Annotated in this window: 16 protein-coding genes; 11 read left to right on the top strand and 5 right to left on the bottom strand. The window is 66.7% G+C overall.

Translation table 11 applies throughout. From position 1 onward, the window contains the following. The first annotated feature begins 109 nt into the window (after positions 1-109). Genes J3U95_RS07660 through J3U95_RS07650 form a run of 3 tightly spaced genes read left to right on the top strand, consistent with a single transcriptional unit; the run spans position 110 to position 3,264 of the window. Positions 110-493, top strand: a complete 384-nt coding sequence (locus J3U95_RS07660; protein WP_208278019.1) for a hypothetical protein — start codon at positions 110-112, stop codon at positions 491-493. Continuing rightward, a complete protein-coding gene (locus J3U95_RS07655) occupies positions 493-1,959 on the top strand; it encodes an ATPase domain-containing protein (protein WP_208278018.1) in 1,467 nt (488 codons plus the stop codon). The genes J3U95_RS07660 and J3U95_RS07655 overlap by 1 nt, the downstream gene beginning before the upstream one ends. After that, entirely contained in the window at positions 1,960-3,264 is a 1,305-nt protein-coding gene (locus J3U95_RS07650; protein ID WP_208278017.1) for a hybrid sensor histidine kinase/response regulator, read from the top strand. A 13-nt stretch (positions 3,265-3,277) separates the two neighbouring features. Here J3U95_RS07650 and J3U95_RS07645 read toward each other — a convergent pair whose 3' ends face one another. Together J3U95_RS07645 and J3U95_RS07640 are read right to left on the bottom strand one after the other, a co-directional pair. Continuing rightward, the gene (locus J3U95_RS07645; RefSeq protein ID WP_208278016.1) at positions 3,278-4,471 is read right to left on the bottom strand and encodes a pyridoxal phosphate-dependent aminotransferase; all 1,194 of its coding nucleotides are present in this window, start codon (positions 4,469-4,471) and stop codon (positions 3,278-3,280) included. Between the two features lie 49 nt (positions 4,472-4,520). Then, positions 4,521-6,047, bottom strand: a complete 1,527-nt coding sequence (locus tag J3U95_RS07640) for a peptide MFS transporter (protein ID WP_208278015.1) — start codon at positions 6,045-6,047, stop codon at positions 4,521-4,523. A 139-nt stretch (positions 6,048-6,186) separates the two neighbouring features. On the opposite strand from J3U95_RS07640, the gene J3U95_RS07635 reads away from it, so the two are divergent. The 4 genes from J3U95_RS07635 to J3U95_RS07620 all read left to right on the top strand — a co-directional run bounded on the left by J3U95_RS07635 (position 6,187) and on the right by J3U95_RS07620 (position 12,478). Continuing rightward, entirely contained in the window at positions 6,187-7,188 is a 1,002-nt protein-coding gene (locus J3U95_RS07635; RefSeq protein ID WP_208278014.1) for an amidohydrolase family protein, read from the top strand. 117 nt (positions 7,189-7,305) lie between these two features. Beyond that, the gene (locus J3U95_RS07630) at positions 7,306-8,520 is read left to right on the top strand and encodes a beta propeller repeat protein (RefSeq protein ID WP_229519698.1); all 1,215 of its coding nucleotides are present in this window, start codon (positions 7,306-7,308) and stop codon (positions 8,518-8,520) included. Between the two features lie 182 nt (positions 8,521-8,702). After that, complete coding sequence (locus J3U95_RS07625; protein WP_229519697.1) at positions 8,703-9,935, top strand: beta propeller repeat protein; 1,233 nt, start codon at positions 8,703-8,705, stop codon at positions 9,933-9,935. A 131-nt stretch (positions 9,936-10,066) separates the two neighbouring features. Continuing rightward, complete coding sequence (locus tag J3U95_RS07620; RefSeq protein WP_229519696.1) at positions 10,067-12,478, top strand: glycoside hydrolase family 31 protein; 2,412 nt, start codon at positions 10,067-10,069, stop codon at positions 12,476-12,478. Positions 12,479-12,512: 34 nt separating this feature from the next. Here the strand turns inward: J3U95_RS07620 and J3U95_RS07615 are convergent, their stop codons facing one another. The 3 genes from J3U95_RS07615 to xth form a co-directional block, all read right to left on the bottom strand. Next, complete coding sequence (locus tag J3U95_RS07615; RefSeq protein WP_208278012.1) at positions 12,513-13,139, bottom strand: LysE family translocator; 627 nt, start codon at positions 13,137-13,139, stop codon at positions 12,513-12,515. An 83-nt stretch (positions 13,140-13,222) separates the two neighbouring features. Beyond that, complete coding sequence (locus J3U95_RS07610; protein WP_208278011.1) at positions 13,223-13,798, bottom strand: MliC family protein; 576 nt, start codon at positions 13,796-13,798, stop codon at positions 13,223-13,225. 73 nt (positions 13,799-13,871) lie between these two features. Then, positions 13,872-14,657, bottom strand: coding sequence for an exodeoxyribonuclease III (xth, locus tag J3U95_RS07605; protein WP_208278010.1), 786 nt, complete (start codon positions 14,655-14,657; stop codon positions 13,872-13,874). Between the two features lie 179 nt (positions 14,658-14,836). Between xth and J3U95_RS07600 the strand changes: the two genes are divergently transcribed. Genes J3U95_RS07600 through J3U95_RS07585 form a run of 4 tightly spaced genes read left to right on the top strand, consistent with a single transcriptional unit; the run spans position 14,837 to position 17,813 of the window. Beyond that, complete coding sequence (locus J3U95_RS07600) at positions 14,837-15,667, top strand: ABC transporter substrate-binding protein (protein ID WP_208278009.1); 831 nt, start codon at positions 14,837-14,839, stop codon at positions 15,665-15,667. Positions 15,668-15,675: 8 nt separating this feature from the next. After that, on the top strand, positions 15,676-16,368 hold the full coding sequence (locus tag J3U95_RS07595; protein ID WP_208278008.1) for an amino acid ABC transporter permease: 693 nt from the start codon (positions 15,676-15,678) through the stop codon (positions 16,366-16,368). 10 nt (positions 16,369-16,378) lie between these two features. Continuing rightward, complete coding sequence (locus J3U95_RS07590; protein ID WP_208278007.1) at positions 16,379-17,071, top strand: amino acid ABC transporter permease; 693 nt, start codon at positions 16,379-16,381, stop codon at positions 17,069-17,071. A 13-nt stretch (positions 17,072-17,084) separates the two neighbouring features. Then, a complete protein-coding gene (locus J3U95_RS07585) occupies positions 17,085-17,813 on the top strand; it encodes an amino acid ABC transporter ATP-binding protein (RefSeq protein ID WP_208278006.1) in 729 nt (242 codons plus the stop codon). Positions 17,814-17,844: the final 31 nt, after the last annotated feature.

Here is a 17,844-nt window from a genome sequence, read left to right as displayed (position 1 = left end):
GATATAATGTTCGTTAACCTATCGCCGGGCGAGCGCACGACGTTTCCGCGCGAGCGTGTGCATGGACCTTTCATGAAAATAACGGCAGCAGTTGCTATTCAACCTAGACATGATGACGAGTAAGGGCGGCCCCGGACGTTCTGAAGAGCATATCCAGCTCATCCAATCCTGGCGGCGCCTGGCGGATCAGTTGGGTCCGCTCATCGGTGACAGCGGCTTTTGCGCGCTGTATGGACGCGCATGCCGCCTGGCCGGGCCCGAATTCAAATGGTTGGCCGATACGCCGCCATGCAAGACCCGCGACTCCCAAATCACCGCGCTGGACGAGCTGCTCGCCAGCGTGGCACCCGACCACGCAAAAGCCGCGCACGCGGCACTGCTCCAGACGTTTACCGAGCTGCTGGCGTCGCTGATCGGCCAGGCGCTCGCGCGGCGCTTGCTCGATGCCGCGGCGCGTGACGGGGAAGAGAAGAATGCACAGGAGCACAAGTAATGAGCGATAAAGTATCCCTTGGAAAGCTGAGCACTGGCGTGCAAGGGCTCGATGTTCTCCTGGGGGGAGGGCTGAGCGAATTTTCCTTCAACCTGATCGCCGGGCCGCCCGGATCGGGCAAGACCACGCTCGCCCACCAGATCATGTTTTCGCTGGCAAGCAACGAGCGCCGCGCCCTGTTCTTCACCGTGCTTGGCGAGCCGCCCCTCAAGATGCTGCGCTACCAGCAGCAGTACAGTTTCTTCGACATGGACATGGTCGGCAACTGCGTCCGCTACGTCAACCTGGCCGAAGACCTGCGCGCGGGCGATTTCAGCGGCGTGCTGGCGCGCCTGATGAAAGAGGTCGAGGACTTCTCGCCGAGCCTGGTGTTCGTCGACTCGTTCCGCTCGGTCGCGCAGACGGCGCGCGCCGGCAACGAGGGCGTGGCCGACCTGCAGCACTTCATCCAGGATCTCGGCACCCGCATGACGAGCTGGCAGGCCACCACCTTCCTGATCGGCGAATACCTGCATGGCGACGCCGAGGCCAGTCCGATCATGACGGTCGCCGACGGCATGATTTCGCTGACCCCGGTGCACGAGGATAACTCGGTGGTGCGCAAGATGCGGGTGGTGAAGATGCGCGGCCAGGCCCACCTGGGCGGCTCGCACACCTTCCGCATCACCGACGACGGCATCCGGGTCTATCCGCGCATCCTGCCGCCGCTGGCGGCCGATCATCACCAGGGCGCACGCGTCGACCGCGATGCGGCGCGCATCCCGACCGGCACGCCCGATCTCGACGCCATGCTGCATGGCGGCCTGCCGCAGGGGCACTCGCTGCTGGTGTCCGGTCCCAGCGGCTGCGGCAAGACCATCCTCGGAACCCGCTTCCTGCAGGCGGGCGCGCGCCTGGGCGAGAAGGGCGTGGCGGTCTCGTTCGAGAAAGGCGCCTCGCGCCTGCGCAACGCCGAGCTGGCCGCGCTGGTGGCCAACGGCGACGTGCAGATGGTCGAGAGCCGCAAGATCGACCTGACGATCGACGAGCTGCTCGACGAGATGAACGAGGCGATCGACCGCACCGGCGCGCGCCGGGTGGTGGTCGATTCGCTGTCCGAGCTGGCGCTCTACCTGGCGCCGGAAGGCCGCAACCAGCTGCGCTCGACCGTGTTCCAGATGCTGTCCTCGCTGGCCAAGCGCGGCGTCAGCGTGCTGGTGACGATGGGCGTGGATGATGACTTCACCCAGCTCAGGTTCGGCCAGGCCGACGTCGCCTATCTCACCGATGCCATCGTGCTGATGCGTTTCGGCGAGAGCGGCGGCCAGATCCGGCGCTTCATCTCGGTGGTCAAGGTGCGCGGCAGCGCCCACAGCACCGACCTGCGCGAATTCAACATCGGCGACGACGGCATCCATATCGCGCCGGTCGCCACCGAATACGAAGGCGTGCTGCACGGCCTGCCCATCTCGCGCGGGACACCCTGAATGAATCTCATGGCGGCGACACCAGGCAACGACGACGGCACCCTGGCGATCCGCCTGGCGGCCCTGGAACTCGAGGCCGCGCAGCTGCGCGGCGAGCTCGCGGCCAGCCTCGCGCTGACCGCAAGCCTGCGCGAAGCGAACGAGCACCTGGTGCTGGCCGCGGTCGATGCCCAGACCTCGCGCGACGACGCCGAGGAAACCAACCGCCGCCAGAACGAATTCCTCGCCATGCTGGCGCACGAGCTGCGCAACCCCCTGGTACCGATCAATGTGTCGGCGAGCCTGCTCGAACGTTCGCCGGTGAACACGGCCACCCTGGAGCGCCTGACCGGCGTGATCCAGCGCCAGGTAGGCCATATGGCGCGCCTGCTGGACGACCTGCTCGATGCCGCTCGCCTGAGCAGCGGCAAGATCACGCTCGCGATCGAGCCGCTGCGGCTGGCCGAGCTGATCGAGCATGCGGCGGAAACCGTCATGCCGCGCGTGCGCGAGCGCGGCCAGGAGCTGGCGATCGCCTCGGTCTCCGATGCCCTGGTGGTCGAGGGGGACCGGGTGCGCCTGACCCAGGTGTTCACCAACCTGCTCAACAACGCCTCCAAATACACCCAGGATGGCGGCCGGATCGCGGTCGCGGCCCGGGTCCGCGCCGAGGGCGGCGTGACGGTGACCATCGACGACAACGGTTCCGGCATGTCCATCGAGACCATCGGCCGCGCCTTCGACCTGTTCACCCAGGGGCCGCGCACCCTGGCGCGCTCGGAGGGCGGGCTCGGGGTCGGGCTGAACGTGGTGCGCAACCTGGTCACCATGCATGGCGGCAGCGTCGGCGCCGCCAGCCCGGGACTGGGCCAAGGCAGCACCTTCACGGTGTCGCTGCCGCTGTCGAGCGCCGCGGCGCCCAGCGGCGTCGCCGACGGCGCCGCGCCGGTTGCCGGCAGCGCGCGCCGGATCCTGATCGTGGAAGACAATGCCGACGCGTCCGACGTGCTGCGCATGCTGCTCGAAGTCGAGGGCCACCAGGTCGAGATCGCGGGCGACGGCAACACCGGGCTGGCACTGGCGCTGGAAGGCCGGTTCGACGCGATCGTGTGCGACATCGGCCTGCCGGGCCTGGACGGCCTGGAACTGATGGCGCGCCTGCGCGCCGCGGAGGCGGGCGCGGCCCGCCCCCTGACGATCGCCCTGTCGGGCTATGGCCAGCCGCAAGACCGCGAGCGCGCACTGGCCGCCGGCTTCGACCGCTACCTGGTCAAGCCGGTGGCGCCCGCCGTGCTGATCGAGCTGCTGGCGGGCGTGGCGCCGTAGGGACCACGGTCATTCAGGCAAACAAGCGCCGCAGCCGCGCCACCGCTTCCTCGATCCGCTCGTACTTCGTCGCATACGAAAACCTCACATGGCGCTGCGGCGCCGCCACCCCGAAATCGTCGCCCGGCACGATCGCCACATGGGCGTCCCGCAGCACCGCCATGCTGAACGCCGCACTGTCGTCACGCAGCGGGTGCGCCACGCGGTCGATGTCGGCGTACACATAGAAGGCGCCGTCCGGCATCACCGGCACCCCGAAGCCGAGCTCGCGCAGCGCCGGCACCAGGTAGTCGCGGCGGCGCTGGAATTCGCGCCGGCGCTCCTCGAAGATCGCCAGCGCCTCGGGCTGGAAGCAGGCCAGGGCCGCATGCTGGGCCACGGTCGGCGCGCAGATGAACAGGTTCTGGGCCAGCTTCTCGAAGGTCGGCACCAGGCTGTCGGGCACCACCAGCCAGCCCAGGCGCCACCCGGTCATATTGAAATACTTGGAGAAGCTGTTCACCGTGATCGCGTCGGGATCGAGCGCCAGCGCGCTCACGGGCTGGTGGTCGTAGGACAGGCCCTGGTAGATCTCGTCGACGATGGCGAAGCCGCCGCGCGCGCGCACCGCCGCCAGCATCTCGCGCAGCTGGTCCGGCGTCATGGAGGTGCCGGTCGGATTCGACGGCGAGGCCACCAGCACGCCGCGCGTGCGCTCGCTCCAGCGTTCGGCCACGTGGTGGGCGCCGAGCTGGTAGCGATCTTCGTGGGAGGAGGGCACCAGCACCGCCTGGCCCCCGAAGCTGGCCACGAAATGGCGGTTGCACGGGTAGGACGGGTCGGGCATCAGGACCTCGTCGCCCTCGGACACCAGCGCGGCGCAGGCCAGCAGCAGGCCGGCCGAGGCGCCGGCGGTGATCACGATGCGGCGCGGGTCGATGTCCAGGCCCTGGGTCGCGGCGTAGTGGCCCGAGATCGCCTGGCGCAGCTCGAGGAGGCCGAGCGACTCGGTGTACTGGGTGACGCCGCCGCGGATCGCTTCCATTGCGGCGTCGGCAACGATGTCGGGCGCGGTGAAATCGGGCTCGCCGACGCTCATGCTGATGACGTCGTGGCCGGCGCGTTTCAGTTCGCCGGCGGCCTTGACCATCTCCATGACGCGGAATGGTTCGATCGCGTGCACGCGCTGGGCGAGCTGGAGCTGGCGGTTGGGGATGATGAGAGACATGCTGGGATGGCAGGGAGTGGGAATCCCCGCCATCTTACTGGATAGGCGCTTATGCGTGGGCGTGATGCGCAGCGGTCAGGCGCCGCATCAAGGGCAGGGCGGCCAGCGCGATCAAGGTGCAGGCGATCGCCGCCAGGCCCAGCTTGTTGAACAGGCTGGTATAGATCGGCAGCGTCTGCAGTGGGTCCGTCATGCCTTCAGGGACGCTGGCCATGGTGGCCACCAGGCCGCCCAGGTATTGCGAGATGCCGACCGCGACGAAATAGGCGCCCATCATGAAGCCGCCCATGCGCGCCGGCACGTAGCGCGCGATCATCGCCAGCCCCAGACCGCTCACCAGCAACTCGCCCAGCGAATACAGGCCGTAGCCCGCGATCATGATCCACGACGAGGTCAGGCCATTCACGGCGAAGGCGCCGGCGAAGCCGTAGGTGAAGAAGCCGGCGGCCACCACCGCGAAGCCGAGCGCGAACTTGGCGGCGATCGACACGTCCAGGCGGCTGCCGCTGGAACGCGTGTAGACCCAGGCCAGCACCGGGGAGAGGACCATGATCCAGATCGCGTTGAGCGCCTGGAACTGGGCCGGCGACCAGGTGAACAGGTGGCTGCCGAACAGGCTGAAATCGAGGTCGACGTTGCGCAGGGCGAACAGCGACAGCGAGGTCGACATCTGCTGGTAGAAGATGAAGAAGAACACCGTCTGCAAGGTCAATACCAGCGCCGCCACCAGGCCGGCGCGCTCGCTGGCCTGGCTGGTGCGGATCAGGTGGATGAAGATGCCCAGCACCACCAGGCCGGCGACGTAGACGAACAGGCGCGCCAGCCACTGGTATTCGAGGATGAAGGTCGATGCGATCACGGTGAGCACGCCGCCGCCCAGTACCAGCGCCAGCTTGCCCCAGTTCAGCGGCAGTTCGTCCGGCGGCGAGCCGATGTGGTTCACGGTGCGGCGCAGCACGCCGACCGTGAGCAGGCCCACCCACAGGCCGACGCTGCACACGGCGAACGCCATGTGCCAGCCCAGGTCAGCGCCGGAGCTGGCGTTGAAATGGTCCTTGATCGCCGGCGTGGCCAGCATCGAGACGGTGGAGCCGACGTTGACCGCCATGTAGTAGATGGTGAAGGCGCTGTCGATCTTGGCGTCGTCGCCCTCGTAGATCTTGCGCACGAGGTTGGCGGTGTTGGGCTTGAACAGGCCGTTGCCGACCACGATCACGCCCAGCGCCACGAAGGTGAGCCAGGTGCCGCTGACAGGGATCCCCATCAGGGCGTAGCCCAGCGACAGGATGATGGCGCCGATGATCATGCAGCGGCGGGTGCCGAGCACCTTGTCGCCGATCCAGCCGCCGATGGCCGGGGCCACGTAGATCAGGGCCGCCGCGGCGCCCCACACGAGGGTGGCGCGGGTATCGTCGAAGCCCAGGCGCTGCACCATGAAGTAGACGATCAGCGCCTGCATGCCGTAGTAGCCGAAGCGCTCCCACAACTCGATCAGGGCCACGGTGAGGAAGGAGCGGGTCTGGCTGACTGGAAGCGTGGCCCCGCGGTTCGGCTGGCGCTGCGACTGCTGCTGCATATGATTCCTTTGACAACGGCGCCGGGCAAGGATCGGCGCAAAACGGATGATTCTATGCCATCCGGATGGAATCCGCAGCCTTGACAGCGGGTGGTGACATTGCGTTAACATGGTCCGGGTTTCCAGACATGAGGTTCGCATGAGGCGATTGAGCATCACCACCGGCGCCATCTTCTGCGCCGCCATGGCCGCGTTCGTGTCCGTATCCGCGTCGGGTCCGGCTTGCGCGGGCGAGGCCCCGGCGCAACTGCGGCCGACCGCCGATCACCACCAGCACCTGTTCAGCCCTGCCGCCGCGGCCTGGATGTCGTCGTCGATCGCGCTGGCGCCGGTCGACGCCGACGCGCTGGTGGCGCAGCTGGATGCGGCCGGCGTCGGGCGCGCGGCGGTGCTGTCGGCGGCCTACGCCTACGGCCTCCCGGCGCGCGCCATCGATCATGAATACGCCCGCGTGCGCGCCGAGAATGACTGGGTCGCGGCCCAGGCCGCACGCCATCCGGACCGCCTGGTGGCCCTGTGCAGCTTCAACCCGCTCAAGGACTATGCGCTGCTCGAGCTGGGGCGCTGCGCCACCAGCCCCGGTTTCGGGCGCGGCATCAAGCTCGATTTCGCCGCTTCCGACGTCCAGCTCGACGAGCCCGGCCACGTCGAGCGCCTGCGCCAGGTCTTCCGCGCCGCCAATGCGCGCGGCATGGCGATCGTGATGGACGTGCGCGCCTCGCGCGCCCTCGGGCGGCCGTATGGCGCCGCGCAGGCGCGCGTGCTGCTGGAGCAGGTGCTGCCGTATGCGCCCGACGTGCCGGTGCAGGTCTCTCATTTGGCCGGCAACGGTCCCGGCTTCGGCGACACTCCGGCGCGCGAGGCGCTGGCCGTGCTGGCCGAGGCGGCCGCGCGCGGCGATCCGCGCATGCGCCAGGTCTGGTTCGACGTCGCGGCGGTGGTGCAGGCCGACCTGCCGGCCGACGAGGCGCGGCGCCTGGTGCGGCGCCTGCGCCAGCTCGGCCTGGACCGGGTGCTGTACGGTTCGGATCCGCGCGGCGACAGCGATGCGCCGGACGGCTGGGAGGCCTTCCTGCGCCTGCCGCTGGAAGACGCCGAGACGGCGCGCGTGGCGCGCAACGTGGTGCCGTATCTGCGCTGACCGATCGTCGGCTTACATTTTCGCGACATTCCGTCGACAATAATCCGGAACATGCCGTAGCCCGCTTGCCTAGAATTCCCCTGTTAGTCAATACACCTTCCAGGACAGGGGACACGCATGCATCACCACATCAAATTCACCGCCATGGCCATGAGCTGCGCGCTGCTGCTGGCAGGCTGCGGCGGTTCGGACGACGACGACGACAAGCCGCCGGTCGTGGTCCAGCCGCCGCCGGTGGCCGCCACCATCACGCTGCTGACCAGCACCGCGCGCGGCATGGAGAGCGTCGCCTACTACGGCGGCAGCGCCTATCTGTCGCTGTCCAACAGCAAGACCGAAGGCTCGGCCGTGCTCAAGGCGACGCTGCCGGTCACCAGCACCTCGAGCTGGACCCCGGTCAGCCAGGGCGCCTGCGCCATGGGCAAGCAGGGCGACTTCATCGTGCGCGCGCCGAAGCTCAAGATGGTGGGCGACGATATGTGGCTGATGCAGCCGTGGGCCGACCTGCCGGAATCGAAGAACGAGAGTTCGACCTGCACCCTGATGGCGAGCAGTAACAGCTTCGTGCCGCGCGACCAGGACCTGCGCGTCTGCACCGGCGGCTTCTGTGAAACCCTGTCGATGCAGGACGTCAAGCTGCACGGCAAGCGCCTGTACAGCAATCCGGGCGCGGGCGTGAACCTGTTCACCTCGAACAACGGCGGCAATACCTGGACCGTGATCCGCGGCCAGAAGGCCTCGATGGTGTGCACCCCGACCAAGTTCCATGTGCTGGGCGACCGGGTGCTGGTCGGCGGCGAGTGTCCGCTCGACATGGCCTTCGTCGAGGCCTACCAGCTCAATGCCGACGGCAGCGCCCTGGCCAGCGAAGCCAAGCTGGCGCTGAACCTGCCGGCGCTGGAGAACCGCAACGTCCAGTTCATCGAATCGGTCGCGGACACCAAGCGCGTGTTCATCGGCGTCGAGGGCGGCCTGCTGCGCAGCGACGACAATGGCGTCAGCTTCAAGTTCGTGATCCAGCAGCCGCTCTCGGGCAGCAAGAACTACCCTTACATCACCTCGTTCCTGCCGCTCAAGGGCAAGCCCGACACGATGGTCATCGGCGGCTTCGACAAGGCCACCCAGATGGCTTACCTGGCCTGGTCGAAGGATGGCGGCGCAACCTGGACCGACATCTCGAACCTGACGCCGAACCACGGCAAGACGCCGCCTGCCGGCGCCACCGTCATGATCAAGTCCATCACCGAGGATCCGCAGGGCCGCATCCTGGTGACGATGAATGAGCTCGGCGAGGGCCAGGGCAAGCTGATGCTCCTGAGCCTGGGCGGCTGACCGGCCGGCGGCATCGTCCGTCGCGTACTGCTTCCGCCCCAGTGCGGATGCGGTACGCTTACACATTCACGACATTCTGTCGACAATAATCCCCCAAACGCGACAAGTGCCTTGCCTAGAATTCCCCATTTTGGACAGGGGCCATGCCGGCCCCCGTCGTCATGACAGATTTGGGGACCCGGATGCAACGACACACTTCACTCGCCGCCATCGGTGCGGCCTGCGCGCTGCTGCTGGCCGCCTGCGGCGGCTCGAGCAACGACCACCAGGCTCCGCCACCACCGCCACCCGTGGCGGTGGAACCGGTACCGGTGACCACCAAACTCGAGGCGCTTTCGAGCACCACGCGCGCGATGGACAGCGTGGCCTTCTACGGCGGCAGCGCCTACCTGTCGCTGGCCAACAGCGCGACCGAGGGCTCGGCGGTCCTGAGCGCGAAGCTGCCGCTGACGGCCACGTCGACCTGGAGCCCGGTGGGCCTGGGCGCCTGCGCCATGGGTCCGGTCGGCGACTTCATCATGCGTTCGCCGAAGCTCAAGATGGTGGGCGGCGACATGTGGCTGATGCAGCCCTGGGCCGACACGCCTGACGCCAGCAACGGCCATTCGACCTGCACCCTGGTGGCCAATACCGCCAGCTTCATCCCGCGCGACAACGACCTGCGCACCTGCAACCCCTACTTCTGCGAAACCCTGTCGATGCAGGACATCAAGCAGGCGGGCGGCCGCCTGTACAGCAATGCCGGCGCCGGCAACAACCTGCTGACCTCGAAGGACAAGGGCAACACCTGGCAGGTGATCCGCGGCTCGAAGGATTCGCAGATGTGCTATCCCTCCAAGTTCCACGTGCTGGGCGACCGGGTGCTGGTCGGCGGCGAATGCCCGCTCGACTTCGCCTTCGTCGAAGCCTATCGCCTGACGGCCGACGGCGGCGCGCTGGCGAGCGAGGACAAGCTGCCTGTCACCCTGCCCGAGATGGAGAACCGCAACGTCCAGTTCATCGAATCGGTGCCGGATACGCAGACCGTGTTCGTGGGCGTCGAGGGCGGTCTGCTGCGCAGCACTGACAATGGCAACAGCTTCAAGTTCGTGATCCACGAACCGCTCTCGGACGGCAAGGGCTATCCCTACATCGGCGCCTTCCTGCCGCTCAAGGGCAAGCCGGATACCCTGGTCGTCGGCGGCTTCGACAAGATGCATGGCCGACCCTACCTGGCCTGGTCGAAGGACGGCGGCAATACCTGGACCGATATCTCGACGCTGGTGCCGGGCTACGAGCGCAAGACCGACGACGAGTACAGCACGGCCTCGATCTCGGCGCTCATGCAGGATCCGGACGGCCGCATCATCGTGGTGACCAACGAGCGTGCCGACGGCCAGGGCCGCCTGATGCAGCTGACCCTGGGCACCAATTAAGCTTCAGATTGTCTTCAGCGCCCCATGCCTGCCCAGGGCAGCGTGGGGCGTTTCGTTTGCGTCAAGACTGTCTGTGAGGGCGGAATTCTGTCATGCTCTCGCCTGCATCTCACCACAACGATAATGAAGACATGACCAAAGCCTTGACGTCCCGCCTGGCGCTCAGCCTTGCAGCCATCCCGCTCGCCGCCAGCCCGCTCGCATACGCCCAGAACGCCGAACGCCAGCTGGCCGGCGTGACGCGCAACCAGAACACCCTCGAGATCGCGACCAACGACGGCCGCTACCTGATCAAGCCCTATTCGAGCACGATCGTCGAGACCACCTTCATCCCCAAGGGCGAGCGCTTCGATCCGGCCTCGCACGCGGTGATCCTGGCGCCGGTGCAGGTGCAGGGGACGCTCAAGGACGAAGGCGGCCGCATCACCTATGCCGTCGATGGCGGCATCAGCGTCACCGTCGACAAGCGGCCGTTCCGCATCAGCTATGCGTACAAGGGCAAGCCGCTGGTGGCCGAAAAGCGTGGCTTCGGGCGCGCCGACGGCCATGACACCATCGAATTCGCGCTGGAAGACGGCGAGGCCCTGTACGGCGCCGGCGCGCGTGCGGTCGGCATGAACCGCCGCGGCCACCGCTTCCAGCTCTACAACAAGGCCCATTACGGCTATGCCGAGCGCTCCGAGCTGCTCAACTACACGATTCCGGTCGCGCTGTCGTCGAAGAAGTACGCGATCCACTTCGACAATCCGCAGATCGGCTGGCTCGACTTCGACAGCCGCAAGGACGGCACCCTGCGCTACGAGGTGATCGGCGGACGCAAGACCTACCAGGTCGTGGCTGGCGACAGCTGGGACCACCTGATGGCCGGCTATACCGGCCTGACCGGACGCCAGCCGCTGCCGCCGCGCTGGGCCTTCGGCAACTTCGCCAGCCGCTTCGGCTACAAGACCGAGGCCGAGACGCGCGCCGTAGTCGACAGGTTTGCGCAAGAGAAGATTCCGCTCGACGCCGTCATCCTCGACCTCTACTGGTTCGGCAAGACCGTGCAGGGCACGATGGGCAACCTGGCCTGGGACCGCGACACCTTCCCCAACGCCGAAAAAATGATGGCCGACTTCAAGGAGAAGGGCGTCAAGACGGTGGTGGTCACCGAACCGTTCGTGCTGACCACGTCGAAGCGCTGGGACGAAGCGGTGGAGAAGAAGGTGCTGGCCCTTGATAAGGCGGGCAAGCCGTATACCTATGACTTCTACTTCGGGAACACGGGCCTGATCGACATCTACAAGAAGGAAGGCCGCGACTGGTGGTGGAGCATCTACCGCGACCTCAAGAAGGGCGGCGTCACCGGCTGGTGGGGCGACCTGGGCGAGCCGGAGGTGCATCCTTCGAGCCTGCAGCACGCCACCGGCTCGGCCGACCAGGTGCACAACGTCTATGGCCACGACTGGGCGCGCCTGATTGCCGAGGGCTACAAGCAGGAATTCCCGGCCGAGCGTCCCTTCATCCTGATGCGCGCCGGTTACTCGGGTTCTCAGCGCTTCGGCATGATCCCGTGGTCGGGCGACGTCGCACGCAGCTGGGGCGGCCTGCAGTCGCAGATGGAGATCTCGCTGCAGATGGGCATGCAGGGCCTGGCCTATATGCACTCCGACCTGGGCGGTTTCGCCGGCGCGGTGCTGGACGACGAGCTGTACGTGCGCTGGCTGCAGTACGGCGTGTTCCAGCCGGTCTTCCGTCCGCATGCGCAAGAGGCGGTGGCGTCCGAGCCGGTGTTCCGCTCCGAACGGACCAAGGTGCTGGCGCGCGAAGCGGTGTGGCTGCGTTACGCGATGCTGCCGTATAACTACACGATCGCCTTCGACAACGAGCAGACCGGCATGCCGCTGATGCGTCCCCTGATGTTCGTCGAGACCGATCCTGCCCAGCCGGCCGAGCGCTCGACCACCTATCTGTGGGGCCCGGACTTCCTGGTCACGCCGATCGTGCATCCGGGCGCCACCCGCGCCGAGGTCTACTTCCCGAACAGCGGCAGCGTGTGGTTCGACTTCCATACCGGCCAGGCGCACAAGGGCGGCATCCTCGAGACCGTGAAGCCGGTCGAGGCCAATATCCCGGTCTACGTGCGCGCCGGCGCCTTCGTGCCGATGGCGAAGGTGGTGCAGACCACGCGCGACTACACCGGCCGTGAGATCGATCTGCACTATTACCACGACGCCTCAGTCGCCAACTCCAGCGGCAAGCTGTACGACGACGACGGCGAGACCGCGGGCGCCTATGAGCAGGGCAAGTACGAGATCGTGCGCTTCGATAGCAAGTTGGCCGGCAAGCGGCTCGAGATCGGCTTCAGGACCGAGACCGGCAAGGCGATGCAGGCAAAGGAACGGGCCTTCGCGCTCAAGGTGCACAATGTGCAGGCGAAGCCGCGCGGCGTGACGGTCGACGGACGCAAGGCCAGCTTCGTCTTCAACGCCCAGCAGCACCTGCTCGAAGTGCAGGTTCCCGCGCGCAGGAGCCAGGCGGCGCAGGTCGCCATCGAGCTGTAAGAACGAAAGCGCGGTTCATCGAACCGCGCTTTTTTTAGCGCGCCACGATCAGGCGCAGTCCCAAGCCGATGAATACTGCCCCCGCGATCCGGTCCAGCCACATGCCGGCCGTGGGCGTGCGGTTGAGCCACTGGCCGATCGTTCCCGAAAAATAGCCGAGCGCGCCGAAGATGACGGCCGCCTGCAGGGTGAACACGATGCCCAGCAGGCCGATCTGCAGATTGGCGTCGCCGCGCGCGGCCACCACGAACTGCGGCAGGAAGGACAGGAAAAACAGCACCACCTTGGGATTGATGGCCGCGGCCACCAGCCCCTTGACGAACAGCCGTCCGGCCGGCTCGTCGGATGCGCCGGCAGCCGTCACGCGCGCGCCGCCGCGGCTCCTGATCGCGCCCCATCCCATCCAGATCAGGTACAGGCCGCCCACGACCTTGAGCGCGGTGAAGGCCGCCGGCGAGGCCGCGATCAGCGCGCTGACGCCGATCACGGCGAGCACGGTATGGCTGATGCAGCCGAACGCGCACCCGAGCCCGAAGGCGATGCCGCGCAGGCGGCCCTTGGCGATGCCGGTGCTCAGCACCATCAGGTTGTCGGGACCGGGGGAGAGGGTGATCAGGATGGCGGCGGCGAGGAAGCCGAAGAGTTGTTCGGGCGAGAGCATGGGCGTGTCGAAAAATGAAACGGGCGAACAGCTTAACGCATGTTCGCCCGCCCATGTTCACTCTGGCAGAGCTGCCAGCCGGATTACGACTTCTTGCAGCTCAGCTCCTTGGCATTGGCGCCCCACTTGATGGTGACCTTGCCCTGGTGTTCCTTGAATTCCTCGCTGCGGTTGCCATAGGCGATGCCGCTGGCGGTCTTTTCGCCGCGCAGCAGCACGTTTTCCTTGTTGCGCACCGCGACCATCGAGGCCGGCGTGGTATCGAGGAAGGTGGCGCTGATCTTGCTGCCGTCACTGCAGGTGAAGGCGACCGGGCCGGTGGTCTTTACCAGCTTGTAGCTCGATTGCAGCTGCATGATGCGGGTGCCGTAGGCGTTGTTGAGGCAGCCGTTCATGTCCTTGGACTCGGCGCACTGCTTCACGCCTTCCCACCACTTGGTGTGCTGCTCCTGCAGTTCCTTGCCGGCGCCGGCGTCGAGTTTCTCGAGCGCGGCGCGGTACAGGGCGTAGACCATGCCTTCGGATTCGGCCGAACCCGGAGCCTGGCAGATCTTGGCCTCGGCGGCGCCGATGCCGCGCGCGCAGAAGCCGGGCATCGAGACGGCCTGGGCTCCCAGCGGCAGGGCCAGGACGGCGGCGGCGATGAGTAGTCGTTTCATGATGTGCTCCTTATTGTATTGAATGCGATGGTGGGGGCGGCGCGGCGTCTTGCCTGACCGCGGGTAATGAGTTCTATGCCGTGACCTTCGCCAGGTCCAGTTCGACCCAGGTCGGCGCATGGTCGCTCGGCTTTTCGCGGCCGCGCACGAACTTGTCGACCCCGGCGTCCTTCAGCGCCGGCTGCAGCTTGGGGCTGAGCAGCAGGTGATCGATGCGGATGCCGGCGTCGCGCCCGAAGGCGTTGCGGAAGTAATCCCAGAAGGTGTAGATCGTCGCGTCCGGATGGATGGCGCGCAGCGAATCGAGCCAGCCCTGCTCGATCAGGCGCTCGAAGGCGGCGCGGGTCTCGGGGCGGAACAGGGCGTCGTCGACCCAGCGCTCCGGCTTGTAGACGTCGCGCTCGGTCGGGATGACGTTGAAGTCGCCCGCCAGCACCGCGGGAATGCCCTGGGCCAGCAGTTCGAGGCCGCGCAGGCGCAGGCGTTCCATCCAGGCCAGTTTGTAGTCGAACTTGGGGCCGGGGGCCGGATTCCCGTTCGGCAGGTAGAGTCCGGCGATGAGGATGCCCTTGTAGACCGCCTCGATGTAGCGGCTCTGTTCGTCGGTTTCGTCGCCCGGCAGGCCGCGCTGCACTTCCTGCGCCGGCTCGCGCGTCAGGATCGCCACGCCGTTCCAGCTCTTCTGGCCATGCCAGAGCGCGTGGTAGCCGGCGTCCTGGATCGCCTGCAGCGGGAATTTGTCTTGCGGAGCCTTCAGCTCCTGCAGGCAGACCACGTCGGGCGCGCGCTCGCCGAGGTACTGGACGAGGGCGTCCAGCCGGCTGTTGATGCTGTTGACATTGTAGGTTACGACGAGCATGGCTTCTCCGATTGGCTTGAGGTAATTATGACAACAATTTCTGGCAACAGGCGCACGGGTAGCGACGTCGGCGCCGGTCTATATGAGTTTTTCGACATTTTCTTATGGCAAATTAGTCGTTTTTCGATATAAGCGTTTGTTCTATACTCGCAGGAATTGTTATCGTAGCCGGAGCATCAATGATCACTCGCCGTCACCTCATCCTGAGCACCTTCGCCCTGGGCGCATCCTTGTCCGCCGGCCTGGCGCAAGCCGACCAGCTGGCCGACATCAAGCAGAAGGGCCAGATCGTGTTCGGCGTGCTCGGCACCGATGAACCGAACAGCTTCATCGACCCGAAATCGCGCCAGCTGGTCGGCTACGAGATCGACATCGCCAATGCGGTGGCCAGGAAGCTGGGCGTCAAGCCGGTATTCAAGCAGATTTCGGTTGCCGCCCGCATCCCCGAGCTGCAGCAGGGCCACGTCGATATCCTGGCCGCTTCGCTCACCCACAACAAGGAGCGCGAATCGCAGGTGGACTTCGCGCTGACCCACTTCGTGACCGGTTCCAAGGTCATGGTGCGCGCCGCCAGCGGCATCACCGGCTTGCCTCAGCTGGCCGGCAAGAAGGTGCTGACCGTGCGTGGGGGCACCCAGGAAACGAATATCCGCAAGGCGGTGCCGAACGTCGAGGTGGTCACCTTCGAGAATACCCAGCAGGCCTTCCAGGCGCTGCGCCAGGGTAAAGGCGTCGCCTACGTCAACGACGAATCCTCGCTGCTGTCCGACTACGGCAAGCTGGGTCCGGCCGCCAAGGGCTTCACGATCCTGGCCCCGTCGATCGGCAGCGAGCCGCTCGCGCTCGGCCTGCGCAAGGGCGAGAAGGGCCTGAAGGCGGTGGTCGACCAGACCCTGCGCGAGCTGGAAAGCAGCGGCGCTGCCGAGGGGCTGTTCAACAAATGGTATGGCCCCGGGACCCGCACCAACCTCGCCAAGCGCGGCTTCAAGATCCACACTGACCAGATCTGAGCCTGGTCTTGTTCTTCGATCCGACCATCCTGCAGTCCGGCGAGTACCACGACTGGCTGGTGCAGGGATTCTTCCTGTCGATCCAGCTGACCGTCATCAGCTTCGCCTTCGCGCTGCCTTTCGGCGCGCTGGTGGCGGTGATGCGCACGTCGACCTTCGCGCCCATGCGCGCACTAGGTGCGACCGTGGTCGAGGCGATCCGCAACGTGCCGCTGCTGGCGCACCTGCTGTTCTGGTACTTCGCCTTTCCCGAACTGCTGCCGGAAGGCGCGCGCGAAGTCCTGTACGCGAACAATCCCGAAGTGATCTGCGCCGTCATCGCCCTCTCCCTGTACGCCGGCGTGCACATGGCCGAGGACATCCGCAGCGGCATCCGCGCGGTGCCCGCGACCCAGCTCGAGGCTGCGCGTTCGCTGGGCCTGGGCCGGGCGGCCGCGGTGCGCCTGGTGCTGCTGCCGCAGGCGCTGCGCGCCTCGGTGCCGCCGCTGCTGTCGCAGACCGTCAACCTGTGGAAGGACACCAGCGTGGCCACCGTGATCGGCGCCGCCGAACTGATGTACCAGGCCGCGCGCGTGGAAACCGCCAGCTTTCGCAGCCTGGAGGCGTTCACCTTCGCCACGCTGGCCTACCTGACGGTCTCGCTCGTGATCGCGCTGCTGGCCCACCTGTTCCAGCGCCGCTATCCGGTGCGCACAAACTGAGAGGCGCCGGATGCTCGAACTGATCGATACCTACTGGCTGTACTTCCTGGTCGGCCAATATCCCGAAGGTCCGCTGGGCGGCCTGGCGCTGACCATCCTGCTGTCGGGCGCCGCGCTGGTGCTGGCGATGCCGCTCGGCCTGCTGCTCGGCATCGCGCGCGTCAGCCCTTATCGCGCCATCAGCCTGCCGGTGGCCGGCCTGGTGCAGGTGGTGCGCGCCGTGCCGCTGCTGCTGGTGCTGTTCTGGGTGTACTTCTTCCTGCCCGCCGTCACCGGCGTCAAGACCTCGCAGGCGACCACGATGCTGATGGTGCTGGTGGTGTTCGACAGCGTCTACCTGGCCGAGATCGTGGCCGCCGGCATGCGCGCGCTGCCCAGGGGCCAGCTGGAAAGCGCCCGTTCGCTGGGCCTGGGCTATGGCGCCGCGCTGCGCCACGTGGTGCTGCCGCAGAGCCTGCGCCACGGCCTGCCGTCGATCGTCAACCAGCTGGTCTCGACCATCAAGGCGACCTCGCTCGGCTACATCATCGGCCTGTCCGAAGTCTCGTTCATCGCCACCCAGATCAATACCCTGGTGTTCACCCAGGCGGTGGAGGTCTACCTGATCCTGGCGCTGACCTATTTCATCCTGTGTTTCGGCCTGTCCCGCCTGGCCTTCCTGCTCGAGCGGCGCCTGCAACGGCGCGCTGTGCAAGCGTCATGAAAGTGCATGAACGATGATCGTTCTCGATAAAGTCAATAAATTCTACGGCGACTACCACGCGCTGGTGGACGTCACCGAGCGCGTCGACGACAACGAGGTGCTGGTGGTGTGCGGTCCTTCCGGTTCCGGCAAGTCGACCCTGATCCGGACCCTCAACCGGCTCGAGGAGATCGACTCCGGCCGCATCGCGATCGACGGCCGCGACGTCCACGCCAGGGACCTTGATGTCAATGCGCTGCGCGCCGGCATCGGTTTCGTGTTCCAGAGCTTCAACCTGTTCCCGCACCTGACGGTGCTCGAGAACTGCACGCTGGCGCCGGTGAAGTTGAAACGCGCGACCAAGCCTGAGGCGCGCGACTACGCCATGCAGCTGCTCGAGCGGGTCGGCCTGGCGCACAAGGCCGACGCCTATCCGAACGCGCTGTCTGGCGGCCAGCAGCAGCGGGTGGCGATCGCGCGCGCGCTGGCCATGCGGCCGCCGATCATGCTGTTCGACGAGCCGACCAGCGCGCTCGACCCCGAGATGGTGGGTGAAGTGCTGCAGGTGATGCGCTCGCTGGCGGGCGAGGGCATGACCATGGTCTGCGTGACCCACGAGATGGGTTTTGCGCGCGACGTCGCCGACCGCATCTGGTTCATGGCCGAGGGGAAGATCCTGGAGAAGGCCACGCCGCAGGAATTCTTCGCCAACCCTCAGCACCCGCGCGCACGGCAGTTCCTGGCCGACCGCCGCCGCGACTAGCTGTCGCTGCTATGATGAAGGCCTCGGCTTT

Origin of the sequence: Massilia oculi (genome assembly GCF_017582745.1) — a bacterium.
Taxonomy (GTDB): Bacteria; Pseudomonadota; Gammaproteobacteria; order Burkholderiales; family Burkholderiaceae_D; genus Telluria; species Telluria oculi_A.
The sequence above is the reverse complement of the archived record's forward strand: the minus strand, read 5'-3'. Positions and strand labels throughout refer to the sequence as shown.